Here is a 20,770-nt window from a genome sequence, read left to right as displayed (position 1 = left end):
CATCTCTTTGTTTTACAAAAAATTAATCTAATTTGTTTCTTTCTATTTGACCGATAGGTAAGACCCTAAGCGGCAACTTTGTTATGCGGTGCTATACTTATTCGCGAAAAGTTAGCAGGACATTAACATCAAGAGGATATGAAACTATGAGTACCGCTAAGCTGGTGAAAACAAAATCTTCTGAACTGCTGTATACCCGTAATGACGTTGCGGAAAGTGAAAAGAAAGAGACGATTGAACTACTGAATCGCCAACTTATTCAGTTCATCGATTTATCTTTGATCACCAAGCAGGCCCACTGGAATATGCGCGGTGCTAACTTTATTGCCGTTCATGAAATGCTTGACGGCTTTCGTACCGCACTAACCGCGCATTTGGATACTATAGCCGAACGCGCCGTTCAGCTTGGCGGCGTTGCGCTGGGCACCACGCAGGTGATTAACAACAAAACGGCACTGCCAAGTTACCCGCTGGATATCCATTCCGTCCAGGATCATTTGAAAGCGCTCGCCGATCGCTATTCCGTCGTGGCAAATGATGTGCGTAAAGCCATCACCGAAGCGAAAGACGAAGATACTGCCGATATCTTTACTGCAGCCTCACGCGATCTGGATAAATTCTTGTGGTTTATCGAAGCGAATATTGAATAATTCGCTTTATCCCCCCGTGAGCGGGGGGATGTCTTTTCCTCTCCTGATATCGTTACAATCCGTTCTTAGGCGTTATCCACTTCCCCCGCCGCACTCCATTTGTCGCATCCGTGTCACACTATCTCTGTGATGCGTTATCACTTTCCAGAAACCTGGGCTACACAAGATAGAGACCGCTGTGCTGCGTATAAAACGCAATAGCATGACGTAAGCCACGGTCGCTCACTACATGAGGCCATCCTAGCCGGCCGCCCTTAAGGTACAGACGGCGCCGCCACGGGTGGCATTAAGACATAGCCCAGATTTTATTTCCGACAGGAAGGAAACCAACCCCATGAAAGCGACGTTGAAAACCGCACTGACCGCGCTCGCACTAGGCTTCGCACTGACTGCGTACGGCGCCAACGAAAAACTCACCGTTGCCACGGATACGGCCTTCGTTCCCTTCGAATTTAAACAAAATGGCCAGTATGTCGGTTTCGACATCGAGCTATGGGCGGCTATCGCCAAACAACTGAAGCTGGATTACACCTTAAAGCCGATGGATTTTAGCGGCATTATTCCCGCACTGCAGACCAAAAATGTCGATCTGGCGCTGGCGGGAATTACCATTACCGACGAGCGTAAAAAAGCCGTCGATTTCTCCGACGGTTATTATAAAAGCGGCCTGATGGTGATGGTAAATGCTAAAAATAATGAAATTCATGGCATCGACGACCTGAACGGGAAAGTTCTGGCCGTTAAAAGCGGTACCGGCTCGGTCGACTACGCAAAAGCGCATGTTAAAAGCAAAGCGCTACATCAGTTTCCTAACATCGATAATGCCTATATGGAACTGGGCACCGGCCGCGCCGATGCAGTACTGCACGATACTCCTAATATTCTCTACTTTATTAAAACCGCCGGGCGCGGGCAGTTTAAAGCCGTAGGTCAGTCGCTGGAGGCACAGCAGTATGGTATCGCGTTCCCAAAAGGCAGTGATGCGCTACGCGAAAAAGTGAATGGTGCATTAAAAACGCTGCGCGACAACGGCACTTACGACGCGTTGCATAAAAAATGGTTCGGCACAGATCCGCAATAACCGCGATACACCGCCGGTATTTTCCGGCGGTTTGTTTCACTTTTACCCGGGGTTACGCTTATGCAATTCGACTGGAGCGCCATCTGGCCAGCGATTCCGTTGCTGCTCGAAGGCGCCAAAATGACGCTGTGGATTTCGGTATTGGGGCTGGCAGGCGGTGTGATAATCGGGGGAGTTGCCGGCTTTGCCCGCGCCTTCGGCGGCTGGTTCAGCAGCCATGTCGCGCTGGTGTTTATCGAAATTATCCGCGGAACGCCCATTGTCGTACAGGTAATGTTTATCTATTTTGCTCTACCGATGGCGTTCCCCGGCCTGCGCATCGATCCGCTGACAGCGGCTATCACCACTATCGCTATCAACTCCGGTGCCTACATTGCCGAAATTACCCGCGGCGCGGTGTTATCGATACATAGCGGATTTCGTGAGGCGGGGCTGGCTCTCGGGCTGTCTCGCTGGGAAACAATACGCTACGTAATTCTACCGCTGGCCCTAAGACGTATGCTGCCACCGCTCGGCAATCAGTGGATAATCAGTATTAAAGACACGTCACTGTTTATTGTTATCGGCGTCGCAGAACTCACGCGCCAGGGGCAGGAAATTATCGCGGGTAATTTTCGCGCGCTGGAAATCTGGAGCGCGGTCGCCGTTATCTATTTGCTCATCACGCTGATATTAAGCTTCGTTTTACGTCGCCTTGAAACAAGGATGAAAATCCTGTGATTGATTTCAATAATGTCTCCAAAGCCTTTGGCTCCACTCAGGTGCTGCACAATATTAATCTGCATATTTCCCAGGGCGAAGTGGTCGTTATTATCGGCCCCTCCGGATCCGGGAAATCCACCCTATTACGCTGTATCAATAAACTGGAAACAATATCCGAAGGCGAGCTGACGGTTGACGGCATGAGTGTAAACGACCCGCAGCTCGATGAACGCCTGATCCGCCGCGAGGCGGGAATGGTGTTTCAGCAATTCTATCTGTTTCCGCATTTAACCGCGCTGGAAAACGTGATGTTTGGCCCACTGCGCGCGCGTAAAACCGGTAAAAAAGAGGCGCGCCGCCTGGCTGAGCAATTACTCGATAAAGTCGGGCTAAGCGCGCGGGCGCATCACTATCCGGCGGAACTTTCCGGCGGCCAGCAGCAGCGCGTCGCCATCGCCCGCGCCCTGGCGGTAAAGCCAAAGCTGATGCTCTTTGATGAGCCCACTTCGGCCCTCGACCCTGAGCTACGACATGAAGTGCTTACCGTTATGCAGGGGCTGGCGGAAGAAGGGATGACCATGGTTATCGTCACCCATGAAATCGGCTTTGCGGAAAAAGTGGCCTCTCGTCTGATATTTATTGATAACGGACGCATTGCTGAAGACGGGCCGCCGCGCGCGCTGCTCGAATCACCGCCCGGCCAGCGGCTGCGAGAGTTCCTGATGCACGTAGCATAGTGGAGAACATCGTGCTGCAAACAAATGCCCGCGCCACGCGTTGGCTACAGGCGCGAAGCAGCCCGCGTATAGCGCGAACCCCAGGACCGCATAATGGCCTCCGCAGCCGCACACGGTCTGAGCCCGTCGTGTGGGGGAGGAATCATTTTGATACTACTCGGACATACCTCAAGCAAGCCGACAACCTTTGACTGGCGCGGCATTGATCGAAATCTGGGGTTTGATACTCGTCGAGAAAAAATGATTCAAAACTGATTTTTTCGAACGGTATTTGATACTCGAATGATTTTGACTTGTGTGAGTTTGAACTGCGTTTAAATCGTTTTGAATTTAGTTTTACAAAGTGGCTAAGCTGTTGATCTGGCTCAATGTACGCATAAGCTTATGAAACTACATCTAACCGAAGCGCAGTCTATGATTACTTAGCCTACTTTCTTACTGGATGCTAGGCTCTGGGGGAGCGCTTGGCCAGGATTATCGGCACCACACTCTCTAGCCTCAGCGTTATCATGAGCCATATCCTCTGGCGTTCTAGGCTGAATGCCTAATATCTTCTCTTTCACCACACGATCCATCTTCAACAACTTAATATTATCTTCGTCAAGCAGATAAAGGGCTGTTTCAATGCCTTTACGGGCCAGAACCTCAAAGAGAGCCTGCTTTTCATCTGATGATAGCGTCCCAATCAGAGCTAGCAGCTTTAAATCAATATCGTTCACAAATGAGTTTTCACGTTCAATTTCTGAGTTCTTTGTGTTCAATTTTGGGGTATCACCTTCACCGCGAACCAACCAGCGAAAGCTAACCCCTTCGCGCTCCGCAATCTTCCTTAGTAGCATTTCTCTAGGCACAGGTGCCTGCTCTCTTCGCTTGTAATAATTTTGCAGGGTATTAATGTTTATCCCCCATGCAGCTGCCGCTTCTGCTCTGGAGCCATAACGCTCAACCAGCTTGAAAATTCTCTCAATGATAGGTTCTTTTGCATCATTCACAAAAGAACGTTCAAGTTCTTTACTCATGAAACGTTCCTTTCTTTCTATCCTATTGAATACATTCGGAAAAACAAAATGAACACAAAAACATAAAAAGAACGTTTGACAGGTTCTTTGTAAGTTCTTATGCTTTATCCGTAGAGATAACCACGCGGTTATCCGCACGAGTAACTTTTTAGGATAGATGAATGATGAATCGAAAAGAAGAGCGGGTTGTCGATTGGCACCCTGAAATCATCAAAGCGGAGATCCACCGACGCGGATTGTCGTTCCGTACTCTGTCTCTCCAGGCGGGTTACAGCAAAGATTCACTCAAAAGCGTTTTGCGCACGCCATGCAAGCCTTATCAGCAGATCGTCGCAGATGCACTGGGGGTGACACCGCAAGAGATCTGGCCCAGTCGTTACCAGACTGAAAGTTATATTCAGAGGGCTTCGTAACCATGTTTGTTGTTGCTAAAGAGTTAGTGGGCATCCCCGGACTTCCCGCAACAACCAAAGGGGTACGGGAAGCACTGTTTCGGTTATCCAGTGGCCATCCTGATTTTGTGCGAAAGCGTGAAGGCACTAAAGCCTTCGAGTACCACGTAGATTGCCTGCCGGACGCTGCACGTCAAGCCGTTCAGGCCCGTTTAGCTCGTCAGCTGCTGGCGCAGTCTGCTTCCCTTCCGGTCAAAGCGACCGCCAGAAGCGAGCTGGTAGCAGGAGCCGGTGGCGAGAAAGTGCAGCGCGAGCTGGCGCTGTACCGTAAATGCCCGGCCCTGCAGGAGAAGAAGCTGCGCGAGCTGACCGACAGCCAGAAAGCAGTCGGTGATGCGAGGATGGTGCTGGTTCAGGAGGTGTTACGCCTGATGGACAGCAGCGAAAATGGCGGTCTCAACATGAAGCGCAAACAGGCGGTCGAGTTTATTGCCGACGCTTCTGTCGCCGGGACGCTGCCAGATTATGTGCAGCGGGCCGCAGATATCGCCAATGCCCGCAAGGGTGCCACCCGCACCGGGGTAAGCGTGCCCACGCTTCAGCGCTGGCTCTCAGCCTGGATGGCTGCGGATACGGTGGGTGAACGCATGGTGCTGCTGGCACCTGGTAAGGTCAGCAAAAAAGAGGTATTCCAGTATTCATGGATGCCGGACTTCATGCGCTTCTGGCGCGATACCAATAAACCCACCGTTATGATGGCATACGAGAAGTTTGCGAAGTGGTGGGTTGAACAGTACGGAAACAACGAGATCATGTTATCCATGCTACCGAAGGTCGATACAGTACGCTATGCGCTGGACAAGCTGCCCGTAGCCGAGCGCGAGCGCGGACGTGCAACCGGCTCCGATTATAAGAAGTATCTGCCGTTCGTGCGCCGCGACTGGTCAGTTATCCCGGTTAACGGCGTGTGGGTCGGCGATGGTCACGGCATGAAGATGGAAGTGATTAACCCTGAGACAGGCAAGCCGTTTCGGCCTGAGATTACGCTGGTGATTGACGCCCGCACCCGCGTGGTGGTCGGCTGGAGTCTGGCCATGTCCGAGAGCCAGGTCGCCGTAGGCGATGCCATCCGTAACGCAGTATCACGCTACGGCGTACCGCTGATGTACTACTCCGATAACGGCGGTGGTGAAAAGAACGCGGTATTTGACGCCGATATTACCGGTATTTTCTCCCGCCTCGGTATTGAGCACCCCACAGGTATTCCGGGTAATCCACAGGGGCGCGGTATTATCGAACGTCTTAACCAGGAAATACCGAAGCGTGCCGCGATGGCCTTTGGCTCCTGGGTGGGTAAATCTGGTGACCGGGAGGCGCAACGTAAGTACCGAAAAGCGGTGGATTCAGCGGTCAATGCGCTGGAGAAAGGTAAGCCCCTGAATGAAGTACAGGCCTCAGCCATGCGCAAGGTGCCGACGATGGAGCAGCTGGTTGCAGAGATTGAGCGGCAGATAGAGCGGCATAATAATCGCCCCCACAGCAGCCTGCCAGAGCGTAACAACGGGCAGCACTGGTCTCCGCTGGCCTACCGTAATCACGTTATTAAGCAGGAAAAGGAAGAAATTCAGTTCCTGACCAATTCTGAACTGCATGAAATGTTCAGACCTGAGCAGATTTGTATAGCGCGACGCGGCGAAATTAAGCTGTTTAAAAATATCTATTTCAGCACCGAACTGGCCAGTGTCGAAGGCGAAGAGGTACGTGTCTGTTTTGATATTCATGACCCCCACAGCGTTATCGTGCGGCGTATGGACGGCACCTGGATATGTGATGCCATCTGGAACGGCAACAAAGTCGATGCCTTCCCGAAAGCCCGTATCGAGCAGCTTAAAGAGAAGCGCGTTAAACGCAGCGTCAAGAATCTGGAAGACAAGGTGCGTCGCAAGCAGGAAGAGCTGCGACCTGCGCTTGAACAGCGACCGGAGATTGACGTTACGATGTTCGCGCCAGTGCGAAATAATAACGAACCCGAAAAGGTTTATTTATTCGAATCGGAATTTGAAAGCGATTTAAAGAAAGCCAGTAATCATCAATAAGGTTATTTAAATGAACATCAAAGATAAATTAATCCACTTGCTGGAGGGGACTGGCTACACCCAAAAAAAGGTGGCCACTAAAACAGGGCTAAGTACTGCGGTTATTTCTCAGTATCTGAAAGGCGTCTATAACGGCAATATCAGTAATGTCGAGTCGGCTATCGCTGACTTTATCAGCCGCGAGGAAGAACGCGCCCGCCGCCGTGAAGTTAAAGAGCGTTTTGTTCAGACCCAACTGGCCGGGCTGGTGCTGGGCTTGATTAACAATACCCATATGGACGGCGATATTGGTGTGATCTACGGCCCGGCAGGCATGGGTAAAACAATGGCGCTGAAGCGCTATGTGGAGATGAATAAGGGCGCGATCCTGATTGAGGCTGACCCCGGCTACACCGCCAAAGTGCTGCTACAGGAGCTGTGCGCCCGCCTCGGCGTGAAGAAGAACGGCAATATCCATGAGTTAAGCGAGGAGTGCATACAGGCGCTGACGGGCACCGGCTGGGTTGTCCTGGTGGATGAAGCCGAACTGCTTCCCTACCGTGCGCTGGAAGTCCTGCGCCGCATCCACGACCGTTCTGGCGTCGCCATCGTGCTGGCGGGCATGCCACGCCTGCTGATTAACCTCAAGGGGTCTCGCGGTGAATTCGCACAGCTTTACAGCCGTGTAGGTATGGCGCTGGACCTTGAGGTGCATAAGGGGAAATCTGAAATTGATGATTTTAATGCCATTTTAGCCAGCTTATTGCCCACACATGACGGCAGAAACGTTATCTCAGCTCAGGGGGTCGCAGAGGCCTTTCTGAAATATTCGAAAGGTAATTATCGTCGAATGTTCAAACTGGCGCGAGGCGTGGTTCGCGCTAGCGCTATCGGTAATCAAGGTATCAGTGTGAAGCTAATTGAAACCTATGCACAAATGCTAATTCATTAATAGAGGGTAAAAATATGGATAGAACAGCGATGTCAGCGGCCCGCTCCCGCGCAAAAATGCAAATCCAGACCCACGGTGGGCGTGTTACTGGGTGGCACCGTCACCTACCGGTAGTGTACGCCTTACCCCCGCTCAACGGCCCTGTGTGGCCCGTCAGTGAGGTTTTGGAAGTTTCAGACGGTGTTCGACAAATGACTCGGACATCCTATATCGGCGGCTGTACGGTTATCTGGAGTTGAATAAATGGCTGTAAAATTAATTTTGACGCTTTCAAGTAATAATAATGGCATTAATTTTAATGCTGAAATCGACAATGCAAATAAAAATGAAGATATAGAAGAAACGCTCATTCAATGTTTATTAGCAGCCTGTTTGGGTGAGTTAAATCGTTTAAAAAAAGAAAGTCATGATGGAGATAGTTAAATGGCGATAGTGATGAAAGTCTTTATTGAGCAGGATGATACTGGTGTTGGTACGCTTATTCAAGCTAGTGGTCCCTGCACGGAACAGGAGGCGGCACATGCCGCATTTATTCACCAGTCAATACTGACCGCGATGGAAACGATGAACGGGTTTAAACATATCGACACCAGCATTTGTGAAACAAAAGAAATCATTAAATCCACTACAGAAGGAAATAAAAATGTCCATTAATAATCAAACTGCGGTTGTTCCTGAAGGTTATATGAAAGACCGTAAAGGTCGCTTGGTGCCGATTGAGCAGGTTTCTGATTATGATCGTGAAATGGATGCCTTTGTCCGTTCTCGTGTTGCTGAAGCTAAAGCAGAGAGCCAGCGTATAGCCACCTTTAAACATAACTCATTTGGGGATTGTTATGCGTGGTTGGAATTATGTGCTGAGAAATTCGGGCGTAAGCTAGGTGGCGTCAAAGGCAACGTGACCTTCTCAAGTTTCGATGGAAGTCAGCAAATTAAGATAGCCGTACAAGATAGGCTGACATTTGGTCCTGAACTGCAGGTTGCCAAGGATATGATAGATGACTGCCTAAAAGCTTGGTCTAAGGGCGCGGATGAGAAGCTACTGACGATTATTACTGATGCTTTCGATGTGGATAAGGAAGGCAAGCTGAATACGGGCCGTATTATTTCTTTACGCCAGCTTAATATTCAGGACGAACTCTGGCAGCAGGCGATGGAGGCGCTAAATAAAGCACTGGTCGTTTCCGTAACATCGACTTATATCAACTTCAAAGAGCAAGATGAAAACGGAAAGATGGTCAATATTCCTCTAGATATTGCTGGGGTATAAAAGATGAATATGAACGTCGAGAATGCCGCGCGTAATAACTATGGGCTGTATGCGGTTGGGGCGGGACGCGCAGAGCGTAACGGGGAATGGGGTAAGGCTGCTGAACTATGGCAATCCGCCCTGAGATATGCCCGCACCAGTCACTGTCGCCAGTGGGCTGAGACCCGTATCGCTTACTGTTCTAATGCTGCTGCACGCGGCTGGGGCGGGGTCAATGAAAGCTAAGGCTTTTAATCAGGCGCATGCGGTAGGAAGTCATTTTATATACCAGCCATGCAGAGCGCTCAGGGGCGGTTATCCGGTCAGAACCAGAGATAAAGCGCGGGATTTTAAATGTGGTTGTATTGTTGAAATAGATCGCGCTCCTTATTTTGTTAAAACAGAAACACTGACGCCTGCGGGCTGAATTTAAACCGAAATTAATCATCGTTTAATTATGGCGTAAACCGTCAGGGGACTGCTTACGCCTGAAACAAGGTAATTCATATGAAGATAGTTAATTCCGAATTCGCTGAATTTATTCAGGATTTAACGTCCTGGCATGAGCAAAAAGTCGCCGACCTGCAGCTCGTCCTGGCTAAACCTGATGCATCCATATCTTTAGGTAACGGGCTGCCAGATATTCAGGCCGGTAGCGAAAAAGCAAAGGGTGTTCGTATCGGTATTATTTTGGCATTGAGTGTATTAGGTGAACTGCCATTTTCATTTGATGAGGATGATGACGATGGCGATTACTAAACCGCAATGGACTGGTATCGAAAATACGCTTAAATCTGGTGCTCCTGTGCGCTTCCTGTATCAGGGGCATGAAATTGAAGTGATGAAAATCACCGTTCGCGAAACCAAAATGGCCTACATCGTCGCGGAGGGCGGCCATGCTCTGGTGGGTTTTCTGAAAAAGGATGATAAGGCTTATAACCCTCTTTCTGAGGTGTTTCTTCGCAAGAAACTGATTAACCCTCACGCGCGAATCACGCGGTCTATTGCTAAGGAGCGCGGCGGTAAGGCTTACCTTAAGCGCAAAGAGAACCGATATATGACGGAGAAAACGCTGGAGGTAACAGATACGTTCTTCCCTACGGCGCGGACGGTGGTAACACACTTTCGCAAAATAAAAGGGCTTGAGCTGGCTCCCGGTGGGTTCGTCAGCGCTGATGTAGTTAAGGGGGGCGATAGTGCTGCTTAGAGTCACCGAAGCAATTTACCCTCAGCCCGGCGAACGGCACGAGTATTGTCTTAATGATGGAAGTTCTGTCGTCGAGTGCCCGGCTCTGCCAGCCGTTTCGCGTTTGAGGTTCTACGACAACCGTAATCACCGGATTCTGAATAAAACAGTCCAGGCATCAATGAAGGCTGCTGTTAATCAGCACAAGAAAAGATGGGGTGGAAGTCATGGCCAGCGCTAATCCGTATGCTGAACACGTTAAAACCGCCCGCAGCCACCTGCGTCGTCTGGCGACGATCGAACGCCATTTGCTCGAAATGGCAGAGTGCTGGGGTGAGCTGGATACCTGGGTGATGTCACTGCTGGAAAGACAGTCGGAACAAATTGGTGAATTATCGAAAGAGCTGGACGGTTCAGTGGATGACTGGAAGCGCGGCACTGAATGGGAGGAAAGTTAATTATGGGTAAGGCTACTTATCTCGATGAACTAAATAAAGCGTGGCAGAAGGAATACCGTTTCCGCCGGAAACGTTGTCACTCCCCGTATAAAAATAGCGATAAAAACCGCTGGATTGAAGTCTGTAATGCGCATAATCGACGCGTTATGCGTAAAGCTCGCCGTTCGGTTGGTAAGTCCAATAAGCTTGGTTGCCGGAGAACGGTGCGAGGTATGTGCGCATTTCTCAATGAGATCCAGATGTGGTCGACAATATGCCGCCATAACCGCAAGGTGTCATCCGCTAAGGAGAACTGTCATGGGTAAAATGACGTTCGTGGTCGATTATCCTGATGGTCAGGAGCCACCAGTAAGCGCTGGTAGCGATATCTACGGTGGAACGTTGGTATCCGCGTCGTTTCATGATGCTATTGAGTCTGGGGATTATATCGCCTCGTTCTTGAGTTATCTTCAGGGCGGATTGTTTTGGCTTGAGGCATGGCTTGAGGTTGCAGAGGATAATGGCTGGAAATTCCAGGAGATTACCCGAAGTTACGCTAAAATCGTCGTCCCTGAGGATCAGGTCTGTAGCGTAGAGAAACTGGTCAAAGTCAGTGTCCCTGTTTTATTCCAGATGGATGTTGTAGCGTCGAAAGCACCTAGAATAGTGGAAAATTTCCGTTAATAGCATAATGGCCTTCTTCGGAAGGCCTTTTTTTGAGGGGTTTTTATATGTCTGATGGATTAAAAACGTTTAGAAATTGTGCGATTGGGGGCGTTCTTTTCTCGACCGTGACATCTATGATTCGTGGGGCTTTTGTCGAAAATCAGTTAGAGAGAATTGCCAACGGCATAGAACTTATAGCCGGAGTTGCCGTGGTGTGTGTGATTGTCTGGTTATACTCGCTAAAGTATCAATACCCTGAATTTTTCAGGAAAGCGGATAAAGCTCCTCGCTCGCACCTGACGCCCCCGAAACGTGAGCCGGAGCAGAAAACCCTATCAGCCGTTGAAAAGGCAGAAAATGCAGAGCTATGGGGCGGTAAAAAGTGATTCTGTTTAATTGACGCCATGCTGTTTTTGTGATCCAATCAAATTGTTAAAACTGTTCACCACAATTTGAAACTGGCTCAAGCCCCGCCCTGTGCGGGGTTTTTTCGTTTGAATCCCCGGAGAATTTCCCATGACCAACTATGCCAAACTCGGCGAGTACACCGCCTATAAAAAACAGGCTCAGGACGCGGCAGATCGTCGTCGCCTCAGTCTTGCCATGCTGGAACGTAAAGCCGGTGATTTGAAAAACCTGTGTGCTGTGACTATTGATGTGCCGGAATTGACCGCTCTGCAGCAGGATGCCGTCAGGGCTGAAGAGGAGATGCGGGCCGCAGTCGAGGCGGCTAATCAGGCTGCACCACTGTGCGGTGAGCACAAGATTGATCTCAAGCTTCTTATGGACATCTGACGGTTACGGGATACCAATGAAAGCAAATCTGATCCGCATTATTCACACAGGCAAATCATCCCTCGGCTGGGACGATGACACTTATCGCGATGTGCTGGCCCGCCAGACCGGCAAACGTTCGGCGCGTGACTGTACCACCGCCGAACTTGAAAAAGTGGTGCTGTACATGCGCACTCAGGGCTTTGCGCCGTCTTCCCGTGGTCGCCGTCCCCGCGTGGCGACGGGTCGTAAAGCTATGCTGGGTAAGATTGAGGCCATGCTGGCGGAGGCTGGCCGTCCGTGGGGTTATCTCGATGGTATTGTGGAGCGCATGCTGGGCGAGGCGAAGCCGGTAGAGTGGCTGAATGACGATCAGGTGCGTAAGCTGATGCAAATGCTGATTGTTGACGCGAAGCGTCACGGGAGGCTGTAATATGCGCGAGTTTGACCTTGAATCTCTCGAAGCGCTGTTGCCGGATACCGCCCGCCAGATAGCCGATGTGATTGGCTTCCCCGCCACGCAGCGGCTGATTGAACGCTTTGGCGGTGCCTGTTTCCCGGTCGGTCGCGGCCTGCGCGGCACTGGCGAGCGTCGTCTGGCCATGCTGCGGGAGGTTATCGGCGAAGAGAACACCCGCCAGCTGGTTAAGCGTTTCGGCGGTGACAGTTCGCTGGTGATCCCCCGCTGTGCCGACGCGCTGCGCGAGTGGCGCAACCGCTGTTTTCTTGCTGAGGTTGACAGCATGCTGGCTGATGGCGAATCATTGCGTATGGCGCTCACGGTACTCGGCCCCAAATACGGCATCGGTAACACCCGTGCATGGGCCATTGTGGCAAGCCGCCGTCAGGCTGTTTCTCCCCCGGCACAGGGGGCACTGTTCTGATGGTATACCGCTTCACCCCCGTATCATGCCCTGAGTTACGCCACCCATCACAATAACCCTCACAAACTTTGTGAGGGTTTTTTATGTCTTCTTTCCGCTTCAGTCAGCGCAGCGAATCCCGCCTGCAGGGTGTTCACTCTGACCTGGTGAAAGTGACCCGCCGTGCGCTGGAACTGTCTCCCGTTGATTTTGGTATCACCGAAGGCCTCCGCTCTCAGGAGCGTCAGAAACAGATGGTCGCTCAGGGCAGTAGCCAGACCATGAACAGCCGCCACCTTACCGGGCATGCGGTTGACGTGGTGGCGTATGTCGGTAGTGATATTTCGTGGGATATGCCGCTCTATCAGCAGATTGCGCAGGCGTTCAAACAGGCTTCAGTTGAGCTTTCCATCCCCGTTGAGTGGGGTGGCGACTGGAAAACGCTGAAAGATGGCCCGCACTTCCAGCTTCCCTTTGCACAGTATCCGGCTACAGCCGCGTGATGTTCCGGGGGATCGTACTGATGGCGCTCCTTAACCGTCTCGCTGAGTTAATCACTAATCCGCAGGGACGATTGTCCACCACCGATACGGCCACCATGGTGGCGTTGGTTGTCAGCTCGCTGGCGCTGCTTATCTGCGTGGTGATGGACAGGCAACCTGATGCTGCGTTGGGCCTGTATCTCGGTGCCTGGGTAACACATGCAGGCGTGCAGGTTCACCAGAAGCTGAAGGTGCCTGTTGCCCGGCCTGCGGGAGGCAAGGATGAATAGCGCAGCTAAATGGCTTTTAACCCGCCTTTTACCCGGCGTCGTGCTTTGCGCGGCGCTGGCCGGAGCAGGATGGTGGCTGCACAGCACCGGCTATGACTCCGGGCATAAAGACGCTAAGGCGGACGGTGATACCGCGCTGGCCAAAGAGAAACAGGCCCGTGCTGATGAACGCCAGCAACTGGCACAGGCCGGGCAGCAGGCGCTACTGCAGGCAAGAGATGACGAGCGCCAGCAGCGTGAGCGGGCTGACCGGCTTGCCCAGCAGCTGGCTGATAAAGAATTTGAGCTGAAGCAGACCAGCAGTCTGCTGCAGCTGAATATCAGTAAGGTGGTCAGCGATGACAATCAGGACAAGCAGACTTCTGGCTGTGGTTATAACGGGATTGGCCCTCACAGCCTGCGGCTCTACACCAAAGCCCTCGGATACCCCGGTGGTGGTAACGCCAGCGCCGGTGATAGTTCAGGACAGTAAACCACCGCGAGCGATGGTCACGGTAGCCCCGATGCCGCCCGCACCGTCAGCATATGCCGGTGGCTCACAGGGGCTACCCCCGGATGCCCTGTTGCGACATGCCACCGACTACGGTGCCTGGTGTCAGACGAACGCCGCAAAACTCAAGGCTCTTGAGGCGTTTTTCTGGCCAGGCAAGGAGGACCAATAAATGGACGCAGGACACATTGTGGAATTTTGGCAAACCGCGTTACTGGGCGTTTTTTCGTTCGGCTTTACTTTCTGGATAAAGAATCTGCACTCCACAATTAACCGCCTGTGGGAAGAGAACCGACAGATGTACACGGTGTTTCAGCTCAAATCAGATGCACTCCGCGATCAGGAGCAGATTATGACCATGCTCTCGGAAATTAAGCAGTCGATTGAGCGCATGAACGACCGTATAGACCGCCGCACCGATGCCACGGGGGGCCGCTAATGGCGCACCCGAAAGCGGTAAGGGATGCCGTCAGGCGCGATTACATTGCGCAGGGGATCGCCCCCGAAGTGCTGGGGCCGATGCACGGGGTCAGTGTGGCGTCGGTTATCCGCTGGCGGCGTGAGTCGCGGGAGAACGGCGACGACTGGGACAAACAGCGTGCGGCCCGTCGCCTGTCGTCCGGCGTGCCGGAGGATATCACCCGTGACCTGCTGCTGGAGTTCCTTGAGCACCATAAGCATGCGATGGAACAGCTGCGCAAGGCCCGTGAAGGTGCAGACGGTCAGGCCGCACTGCCAGCCGATGATTACGCCAGCCTGCTGGCAAAGCTGCAGGACGGCTTTAACAAGATGATAGCCGCCAGTAAGCGCATTTTGCCGGAGACCGACCGTCTGATCGTCGCGGCGGGCGTGGTGGAGGATTTAGCCGCCTTTCTCAGCGATAAGCACCCGGCGCTGATGGCGGGCTTTCTGGACGTATTACCTGAGTTTCAGCAGATAGTGGAGAAAAAATATGGCTAACCCAATGATTGAGCTTGATGATCGCCTCTCGGTTCGCGCCGGAGATATCACCCGCCTCATGCTCTCAGGGGCAAATGTTATCGTCACTCTCAATGGTTGTAGTGATTATTTCGTCTGTACGAAGGATGAAGCCGCTGCCCGTAAGGTGAAGTCCGGGATTATTGAAGCACTTAACCGCTGCCAGCCCCGAGAAATAGCATCAACCACCGTGGCCGATATGAAATGCGCCGCCAGAGCCTGCACAGAAAAAGCGCCGCTGGCCTATGGTCAGGCTCAGGTTAACCGGATTGTCGATTTGCTCCGGCAGGAGTTTGGCGACGGCCTGAAGCACACGGGGTTTATGGATGACCTGTGGGTGGCACTGCAGGTGGTATACGGCCCCGGTGGAGCCGTAGATTTCATTACCGATCGTCTGAATTACCGGCGATAGCCGTTTCCAGTGTTTGATAAATGTGCTGAAAGTCAGTCCGTATGTCGTGCAACTTTTGCTTCTCGACGGCGATTTCCAGCACATCGCTCGACATCTGGTTTGTTTCGGCTCTGCTTAGTTTTGCCGCTGAGTGATTATGCCCGGACTGGTATTCCGTCATATAAATCTCGGTCGCCAGACGGGCAATTTCAATCTTCTGTTCGATGGTGAGTTTTTCTGTATCAGACATAAAGCCTCTCTGTTTGAAGGGTCATTGTTGGCAGCAGTATCCTGGCACAGAGGGGCTTTCTTTTTAAGAGGTTAGTTATTTGTGGCATCAAAAACTTCGCTTAAAGCCTTTCGCGAGAAGATAGCCCGCATTCAGGGGGAACTGCGCGACCGCATAGAGAGCGCAAGCTGTGGTCTGGACAGCAGCCCGGAGGCGATACAGGCTCGCCGGTTACAGGTCAGCGATCCGGTGACCGGGTTTCGCTTCTTCGTAAACACCTACTTTAAGCATCACCTCCATCACCCGGAAACCAGTGCGCTGCACGAGTATCTGTATGAGCGCCTGCCGCAGATTGTCTCCAGCCCTGAGAGTGAGAATGACGTTATTGCCGCCCCGCGTGGTGAAGCAAAAACCACCCTCGGTCAGCAGCTGTTCGACCTGTGGTGCGTCGTCCTTGAGCTGAAGAAATTCATCATTATCGCCTTCGACACGTCCGCTCAGTCGGCGGAGTCTCTGGAGGTTATCAAGGCCGAGCTGCTCTATAACGCCGGTCTGGCGCTGGACTTCCCGGAGGCCTGCGGACAGGGCCGGGTGTGGCGTATCGGCTGCATTTTGACTGCGTCGGGCATCAAAATTGAATCGGCTGGTCAGGGGCAGAGTCTGCGTGGCCGTAAGCATGGCGCATATCGTCCTGACCTGGTTCACCTCGATGACCTTGAGAACGACGAGAACGTGGTAACGCCAAAGCAGCGTGACAAGCTGGAGAAGTGGCTTAACAGCACGGTGCTGCCACTGGGCGGGGCCGGGGTCAAGCTCGATGTTATCTATGTCGGGTCAATCCTGCACTACGATTCCGTGCTGGCCCGCACCATGAAAAACCCGCTGTGGAACGCGAAGCGCTTTCAGGCCATCCTCGCCTGGCCAGAGAATCTGGCGCTGTGGGATGAGTGGGAAGCGGTACTGCGTGGTAAGGGCAAGAATGCCGCGAAGGCGTTCTATAACCGCCATGAAAAAGCGCTGCTGAAAGGCTCCCGCGTTTCGTGGGCCGCTCGTCCACTGCTGGCGCTGATGTTGATCCGTGTGCGCGTCGGCACCCGCGCCTTCGACGCCGAATACCAGAACGACCCCGTCAGCGGCGAGCATGCCATCTTCCACGGCTGTATCCATGAGTGGCGGGAGCTTGAGCCTGACCTGATTTACTTTGGCGCCTGCGACCCGTCGCTTGGCAAACATAACAGCCGGGGCAACGACCCCAGCGCTCTGCTGATTGGCGGCTGGCACCGCATTAAAAAAGTGCTCAAGGTCGTCCGGGCTGATATCCGCGTGCGCCGTCCCAAAAAGATTATTACCGATGTTATCCAGCTGCAGCGCGAGTTCGGCTGCGTCGCGTGGGCGTTTGAGTCGGTGCAGTTCCAGGACTTCCTGCGCGAGACGCTGATAGAGGAGTCACTGAAAGCCGGTGTGCCCGTTCCGGCCCGTTCGGTTATTCCCTCGACCGACAAGGCCGGACGTATTGAGTCCCTGCAGCCCTTTATGGAGAGCGAGCATATTCTGATCGCACGTGCGCTGGCCACGTTGCGCGAACAGCTGATGCATTTTCCGATGGCCGATCATGATGACGGCCCGGATGCCCTGCATATGCTGTTTGCCATCGCGTCAACCAGCGTGGGCAACTTTGAATTTATTTCAGTCAGCCAGCTGGAGGCCGTGGAGTCTGACTCATCCACGCGCCGCAGGCATGACGATGATGACGACTACGGCTCTGACGGGTTCGGATCGGGAGGATGGTAAATGGACATTAAAACCGCGTTTAAACGCTTTTTCAGCCGCGATAAGACTCAGGACATGCAGAGCAGTGGCGATGATTTTCTCTGGAGTGATACCGCCAGCCACCCGTCCACCGGGCTGGATATTCAGCGGGTGTATGCCCTGTTCAGCGCTGCCGAACAGGGCGACATTCAGGCACAGAGCGACCTGTTTACCGATATGGAAGAGCGCGACGGCCACCTGTTCGCTGAGCTGTCCAAGCGTAAGCGTGCGCTGCTGACGCTGCCGTTTTCCGTCAAACCGCCCCCGGATGCCACCGGGGCGGAAAAAAAAGTTGCGGCGGAGGCCGACTGGTGGCTGCGCCATTTGCCGGGCTTCCGCGAGATGCTGATGGATATGCTGGATGCTATCGGCCACGGCTTTTCATGTATCGAGATCGAATGGGGCCGCAAAGGCTCGCTCTGGCTTCCGTCAGCGTTCCATAAGCGACCGGCGCGCGCCTTTACCATGCCGCAGACTGACCTGGACAGTATCCGGCTGAACCGGGGCAGCGTTGACGGCGAGGAGCTGTGGGACATGGGCTGGATAGTGCATAAGCACAAGTCCAAATCCGGCCCGGTGGCGCAGAGCGGCCTGTTTCGCGTACTGGTCTGGACATACCTGTTCAAGAATCTGTCCGCCCGCGACTGGGCGCAGTTCCTGAATCTCTACGGCCTGCCGTTCCGCATCGGTAAGTATGATTCTTCCATGACCGACAAAGAGCGCCTGAACCTGCTACGCGGTATCCGTATGTTGGCCCGTGAAGGCGGCGGCATCATTCCGTCTAATGCTGAAATCCAGCTGGTCTCTCCGTCCGCAGGCCAGAGCGCGCCCTTCTTCGATATGGTGAGCTGGTGCGAGAAGGTACAGTCAAAGGTCATTCTCGGCGGGACGCTGACCAGTCAGGCCGACGGCAAATCGTCAACCAATGCGCTCGGCAATGTACATAACGAAATCCGTCACGATCTCCTCGTCGGTGATGCCTGGATGTCGGCAGAAACGCTGACGCAGCAGCTGCTGTGGCCGGTGCTGGCAATGAACGGGCGTTTTAACCCGGAGCGGGCACCCTGCCTTGAGTTTGATACCCGCGAAGCGGTCGACCTTGAGCGTCTGATGAAAGTGGTGAACAGCGCCCAGCAGGCGGGCTTTGACATTACTGCTGACTGGGTCTCGGCGAAAAGCGGTATCCCGCTGCCTCAGGAGGGGCAGACCATCCTGAAACCGCTGGCCCGCCAGCAGGCTGGTGACGCCGCGCTGTCTCAGGTAATGCAGGCCCGCCTTGCTGCCCTCTCTGTGCCGCAGAGTGGAACTGACAACGTACAGTTGCAGCTGGATGCCGCTCCGCAGCTTCTGGCCATTCAGGCCACTGCCGCTGCTGAAGCAATGTTGAAACCGCTTATTTCGAAGGTTAAAGCCGCCCGAAGCCCGGATGAGGTTTACGAGCTTCTTGCAGCCAGCTATCCAGCGCTGGACGATATGGCCCTGCGCGAGCTGGTTGGTCAGGCGGTCTTTGTCGCAGACTTCATGGGGCAGCAGAATGCCTGAGATTAATGCAGGTTTTGCCATGACCCTGCCACCGGCGCGGGCGATAGCTTACTTCCAGTCAAAAGGGTTAACGCCCACCATGAGCTGGAAGGATATGCAGGACGAGGCTCACGCGGTAGAGTTTGCGGTGGCCGGCATCACAAAGCTGGATGTTCTCAGCGATATCCAGAACAGCCTGACGCGCTCGCTTACGGAAGGGATGAGCTTCCGCCAGTTCCAGGACGAACTGGAGCCGCTGCTGCAGCGTAAGGGCTGGCTGGGGCGCGGGCTGGTTGCCGATGATGATGGCGTGCTGCAGGGCAAAAAGCTGATGCCGTATCGGCTGGATACCATTTTTCGCACCAATATCCAGTCGGCGCATGCAGCGGGTCGCTATCAGTGGATGGTAGCGAATGCGAAAGAGCGCCCTTACTGGCAGTACAACGCCATCATGGACGGTCGCACCCGGCCTGCGCATGCAGCCCTGCACGGGCGTATATTCCGCTGGGACGATCCTATCTGGAATGTGCTGTTTCCGCCGAATGGCTATAACTGCCGGTGCTTTGTCAGGGCGCTCACGCAGGCTCAGGTTGATGCGCATCCGATTGGTATTGAATCCTCGGAAGCGTACATGACAACAATCCAGCAACCTTACGGCACTGACGGGGAAATGCGCCCGGTGACAGCGTTTCGTGATCCGAAGACCGGGCGGATGATGGTGCCGGATGCAGGTTTTAACCTCAATCCGGGGCGTGGGTATCTGGCCGGGCTGGGTCAGTCCCTCCTGGAGAAAAGCGTTGATGCCCCTCCACGCCTTGCCGCGCAGGCAGTGTATGAAACGCTGCGCAATAACCGGCTGGCCACGGCAATGAACCGCGATCTTGATAGCTGGGTGCGCTCGCTGCCTGCGCGACCCGGCAGGGATTTTCGCCGCGCCGGTGCATTATCACCGCTGGTGCTGGCGGCAATCAGTGACAGTGCGACTCTGCCGTCGCCGGTTATCACCTTACCGGCGCAAACGGCTGTCAGCCTGCGGGAAGCCGGTGCGTCGTGGCTTGGACGTCTGGCATCGGCATTTCGTTACCCGGTGGCCGTGCTGCAGCGCGGCGAGGCTCTGCTGATGGTGGTGGAGGATTTAGCCGGTTACAGCGTGGTCACGCTTGCCCGCAGCGCTGATGGCTTCGAACCGGTATCCTCGGTGCCGTGGTCACCTGCAGCCGTCGCACGCGCCCGCCTGATTGACGGTACGCTGCCGGAGGGGAATGCATGAAGCTCGATATCGATATTTCTGACGAGTTCCGCGACTGGCTCGACAAGCTGGCCGCACGTTGCCAGCACCGTGAGCCGCTGATGAATAAGGTCGCGGGTATCATGCTCGATGCGGTGGATGAGAACTTTGTTCAGGGCGGGCGTCCGGCGTGGAAGCCGCTTAAATATCGAGACGGCAAGCCGCTGATGAAGACCGGACGCCTGCACGGCTCAATTGAGCCGTTCGCCGATAACGATCAGGCGGTGGTGGGCACCAATGTGGTCTATGCCCGAATCCACCAGATGGGAGGGAAAACGCGCCCTCACATCATCCGCCCCCGCAACAAAAAAGCGCTGTACTTTAACGGACGCTTTGCGAGTCAGGTCAACCACCCTGGTTCAGATATTCCGGCCCGTCCTTTCCTCAGCCTGACGGATGATGATAACGACGCCATCCGCCAGGCGGTCATTGACCATCTTGGCGGGGAAGACTGATAAGCCCACAAAAGGCCGTTGTGGCGTTTTTTCGCTTTCGGGGGTAACGTATTA

The 20,770-nt window shown here is 53.6% G+C and carries 32 protein-coding genes; 30 read left to right on the top strand and 2 right to left on the bottom strand.

Translation table 11 applies throughout. The features are described 5' to 3' along the window. The first annotated feature begins 146 nt into the window (after nucleotides 1-146). The 4 genes from dps (at nucleotide 147) to glnQ (ending at nucleotide 3,170) form a co-directional block, all read left to right on the top strand. Nucleotides 147-650: a DNA starvation/stationary phase protection protein Dps gene (gene dps, locus SFA31_RS12350; protein ID WP_322838240.1), complete on the top strand. Its 504-nt coding sequence runs from the start codon at nucleotides 147-149 to the stop codon at nucleotides 648-650. 334 nt (nucleotides 651-984) lie between these two features. Continuing rightward, nucleotides 985-1,731 (top strand): glutamine ABC transporter substrate-binding protein GlnH, encoded by a 747-nt coding sequence (glnH, locus tag SFA31_RS12345; protein ID WP_322838239.1) that lies wholly within the window; start codon nucleotides 985-987, stop codon nucleotides 1,729-1,731. Between the two features lie 60 nt (nucleotides 1,732-1,791). Next, nucleotides 1,792-2,451, top strand: coding sequence for a glutamine ABC transporter permease GlnP (gene glnP / locus SFA31_RS12340; RefSeq protein ID WP_322838238.1), 660 nt, complete (start codon nucleotides 1,792-1,794; stop codon nucleotides 2,449-2,451). Beyond that, complete coding sequence (gene glnQ, locus SFA31_RS12335) at nucleotides 2,448-3,170, top strand: glutamine ABC transporter ATP-binding protein GlnQ (protein ID WP_322838237.1); 723 nt, start codon at nucleotides 2,448-2,450, stop codon at nucleotides 3,168-3,170. Before glnP ends, glnQ begins: the two co-directional genes overlap by 4 nt. Before the next feature lie 422 nt (nucleotides 3,171-3,592). Here the strand turns inward: glnQ and SFA31_RS12330 are convergent, their stop codons facing one another. After that, a complete protein-coding gene (locus tag SFA31_RS12330; protein WP_322838236.1) occupies nucleotides 3,593-4,189 on the bottom strand; it encodes a hypothetical protein in 597 nt (198 codons plus the stop codon). A gap of 164 nt (nucleotides 4,190-4,353) precedes the next feature. On the opposite strand from SFA31_RS12330, the gene SFA31_RS12325 reads away from it, so the two are divergent. From SFA31_RS12325 to SFA31_RS12215, 22 genes are all read left to right on the top strand, one after another. Further along, nucleotides 4,354-4,602 carry a helix-turn-helix domain-containing protein gene (locus SFA31_RS12325; protein ID WP_141114729.1) on the top strand — a complete coding sequence of 83 codons (249 nt, stop codon included), beginning with the start codon at nucleotides 4,354-4,356 and terminating at the stop codon, nucleotides 4,600-4,602. 2 nt (nucleotides 4,603-4,604) lie between these two features. Continuing rightward, complete coding sequence (locus SFA31_RS12320; RefSeq protein WP_322838235.1) at nucleotides 4,605-6,677, top strand: Mu transposase C-terminal domain-containing protein; 2,073 nt, start codon at nucleotides 4,605-4,607, stop codon at nucleotides 6,675-6,677. A gap of 10 nt (nucleotides 6,678-6,687) precedes the next feature. Further along, the gene (locus SFA31_RS12315; RefSeq protein WP_322838234.1) at nucleotides 6,688-7,608 is read left to right on the top strand and encodes an AAA family ATPase; all 921 of its coding nucleotides are present in this window, start codon (nucleotides 6,688-6,690) and stop codon (nucleotides 7,606-7,608) included. A gap of 243 nt (nucleotides 7,609-7,851) precedes the next feature. Further along, entirely contained in the window at nucleotides 7,852-8,031 is a 180-nt protein-coding gene (locus SFA31_RS12310) for a hypothetical protein (protein ID WP_322838233.1), read from the top strand. Beyond that, the gene (locus tag SFA31_RS12305; protein WP_322838232.1) at nucleotides 8,032-8,262 is read left to right on the top strand and encodes a hypothetical protein; all 231 of its coding nucleotides are present in this window, start codon (nucleotides 8,032-8,034) and stop codon (nucleotides 8,260-8,262) included. Further along, a complete protein-coding gene (locus SFA31_RS12300) occupies nucleotides 8,252-8,878 on the top strand; it encodes a DUF3164 family protein (protein ID WP_004088898.1) in 627 nt (208 codons plus the stop codon). The genes SFA31_RS12305 and SFA31_RS12300 overlap by 11 nt, the downstream gene beginning before the upstream one ends. A 3-nt stretch (nucleotides 8,879-8,881) precedes the next feature. Next, nucleotides 8,882-9,103, top strand: coding sequence for an ANR family transcriptional regulator (locus SFA31_RS12295; RefSeq protein WP_322838231.1), 222 nt, complete (start codon nucleotides 8,882-8,884; stop codon nucleotides 9,101-9,103). Nucleotides 9,104-9,364: 261 nt separating this feature from the next. Next, nucleotides 9,365-9,616, top strand: a complete 252-nt coding sequence (locus tag SFA31_RS12285) for a hypothetical protein (protein WP_322838230.1) — start codon at nucleotides 9,365-9,367, stop codon at nucleotides 9,614-9,616. Beyond that, nucleotides 9,603-10,064 (top strand): hypothetical protein, encoded by a 462-nt coding sequence (locus SFA31_RS12280; RefSeq protein ID WP_322838229.1) that lies wholly within the window; start codon nucleotides 9,603-9,605, stop codon nucleotides 10,062-10,064. Before SFA31_RS12285 ends, SFA31_RS12280 begins: the two co-directional genes overlap by 14 nt. A 206-nt stretch (nucleotides 10,065-10,270) precedes the next feature. Continuing rightward, nucleotides 10,271-10,501, top strand: a complete 231-nt coding sequence (locus tag SFA31_RS12275; RefSeq protein ID WP_141177817.1) for a hypothetical protein — start codon at nucleotides 10,271-10,273, stop codon at nucleotides 10,499-10,501. A 2-nt stretch (nucleotides 10,502-10,503) separates the two neighbouring features. After that, complete coding sequence (locus tag SFA31_RS12270; RefSeq protein WP_141177816.1) at nucleotides 10,504-10,806, top strand: hypothetical protein; 303 nt, start codon at nucleotides 10,504-10,506, stop codon at nucleotides 10,804-10,806. Continuing rightward, nucleotides 10,799-11,164, top strand: coding sequence for a hypothetical protein (locus SFA31_RS12265; protein ID WP_141177815.1), 366 nt, complete (start codon nucleotides 10,799-10,801; stop codon nucleotides 11,162-11,164). The genes SFA31_RS12270 and SFA31_RS12265 overlap by 8 nt, the downstream gene beginning before the upstream one ends. A gap of 47 nt (nucleotides 11,165-11,211) precedes the next feature. Then, complete coding sequence (locus SFA31_RS12260; RefSeq protein ID WP_322838228.1) at nucleotides 11,212-11,532, top strand: hypothetical protein; 321 nt, start codon at nucleotides 11,212-11,214, stop codon at nucleotides 11,530-11,532. Nucleotides 11,533-11,662: 130 nt separating this feature from the next. Then, the gene (locus SFA31_RS12255; RefSeq protein WP_322838227.1) at nucleotides 11,663-11,941 is read left to right on the top strand and encodes a hypothetical protein; all 279 of its coding nucleotides are present in this window, start codon (nucleotides 11,663-11,665) and stop codon (nucleotides 11,939-11,941) included. Nucleotides 11,942-11,957: 16 nt separating this feature from the next. Next, nucleotides 11,958-12,353 (top strand): regulatory protein GemA, encoded by a 396-nt coding sequence (locus tag SFA31_RS12250; protein ID WP_322838226.1) that lies wholly within the window; start codon nucleotides 11,958-11,960, stop codon nucleotides 12,351-12,353. Nucleotide 12,354: 1 nt separating this feature from the next. Further along, nucleotides 12,355-12,804: a hypothetical protein gene (locus SFA31_RS12245; RefSeq protein ID WP_141114711.1), complete on the top strand. Its 450-nt coding sequence runs from the start codon at nucleotides 12,355-12,357 to the stop codon at nucleotides 12,802-12,804. Nucleotides 12,805-12,887: 83 nt separating this feature from the next. Further along, a complete protein-coding gene (locus tag SFA31_RS12240; RefSeq protein WP_322838225.1) occupies nucleotides 12,888-13,286 on the top strand; it encodes a M15 family metallopeptidase in 399 nt (132 codons plus the stop codon). Nucleotides 13,287-13,306: 20 nt separating this feature from the next. Then, complete coding sequence (locus SFA31_RS12235) at nucleotides 13,307-13,555, top strand: DUF2644 domain-containing protein (RefSeq protein WP_254082134.1); 249 nt, start codon at nucleotides 13,307-13,309, stop codon at nucleotides 13,553-13,555. After that, on the top strand, nucleotides 13,548-14,027 hold the full coding sequence (locus SFA31_RS12230; RefSeq protein ID WP_322838224.1) for a hypothetical protein: 480 nt from the start codon (nucleotides 13,548-13,550) through the stop codon (nucleotides 14,025-14,027). The genes SFA31_RS12235 and SFA31_RS12230 overlap by 8 nt, the downstream gene beginning before the upstream one ends. A 190-nt stretch (nucleotides 14,028-14,217) precedes the next feature. Then, nucleotides 14,218-14,484 (top strand): hypothetical protein, encoded by a 267-nt coding sequence (locus SFA31_RS12225; RefSeq protein WP_141114708.1) that lies wholly within the window; start codon nucleotides 14,218-14,220, stop codon nucleotides 14,482-14,484. Next, on the top strand, nucleotides 14,484-15,005 hold the full coding sequence (locus SFA31_RS12220) for a DUF1804 family protein (RefSeq protein ID WP_141114707.1): 522 nt from the start codon (nucleotides 14,484-14,486) through the stop codon (nucleotides 15,003-15,005). The genes SFA31_RS12225 and SFA31_RS12220 overlap by 1 nt, the downstream gene beginning before the upstream one ends. Continuing rightward, a complete protein-coding gene (locus SFA31_RS12215) occupies nucleotides 14,998-15,435 on the top strand; it encodes a hypothetical protein (RefSeq protein ID WP_322838223.1) in 438 nt (145 codons plus the stop codon). The genes SFA31_RS12220 and SFA31_RS12215 overlap by 8 nt, the downstream gene beginning before the upstream one ends. Here SFA31_RS12215 and SFA31_RS12210 read toward each other — a convergent pair. After that, nucleotides 15,407-15,664 carry a hypothetical protein gene (locus tag SFA31_RS12210; RefSeq protein WP_322838222.1) on the bottom strand — a complete coding sequence of 86 codons (258 nt, stop codon included), beginning with the start codon at nucleotides 15,662-15,664 and terminating at the stop codon, nucleotides 15,407-15,409. The genes SFA31_RS12215 and SFA31_RS12210 overlap by 29 nt on opposite strands. Nucleotides 15,665-15,745: 81 nt before the next feature. Here SFA31_RS12210 and terL point away from each other — a divergent pair, with 81 nt between their 5' ends. The 4 genes from terL to SFA31_RS12190 are packed head-to-tail and all read left to right on the top strand — an operon-like array spanning nucleotide 15,746 to nucleotide 20,716. Beyond that, nucleotides 15,746-17,434 carry a phage terminase large subunit gene (gene terL / locus SFA31_RS12205; RefSeq protein ID WP_322838221.1) on the top strand — a complete coding sequence of 563 codons (1,689 nt, stop codon included), beginning with the start codon at nucleotides 15,746-15,748 and terminating at the stop codon, nucleotides 17,432-17,434. After that, nucleotides 17,435-18,994, top strand: a complete 1,560-nt coding sequence (locus SFA31_RS12200; RefSeq protein ID WP_322838220.1) for a DUF935 domain-containing protein — start codon at nucleotides 17,435-17,437, stop codon at nucleotides 18,992-18,994. Next, on the top strand, nucleotides 18,987-20,243 hold the full coding sequence (locus SFA31_RS12195) for a phage minor head protein (protein WP_322838219.1): 1,257 nt from the start codon (nucleotides 18,987-18,989) through the stop codon (nucleotides 20,241-20,243). The genes SFA31_RS12200 and SFA31_RS12195 overlap by 8 nt, the downstream gene beginning before the upstream one ends. Then, a complete protein-coding gene (locus SFA31_RS12190; RefSeq protein WP_322838218.1) occupies nucleotides 20,240-20,716 on the top strand; it encodes a phage virion morphogenesis protein in 477 nt (158 codons plus the stop codon). Before SFA31_RS12195 ends, SFA31_RS12190 begins: the two co-directional genes overlap by 4 nt. The last annotated feature ends 54 nt before the right edge of the window (nucleotides 20,717-20,770 follow it).

It is taken from the genome of Erwinia sp. HR93 (assembly GCF_034555055.1).
Lineage (GTDB): Bacteria > Pseudomonadota > Gammaproteobacteria > Enterobacterales > Enterobacteriaceae > Apirhabdus > Apirhabdus apintestini.
The sequence above is the reverse complement of the archived record's forward strand: the minus strand, read 5'-3'. Positions and strand labels throughout refer to the sequence as shown.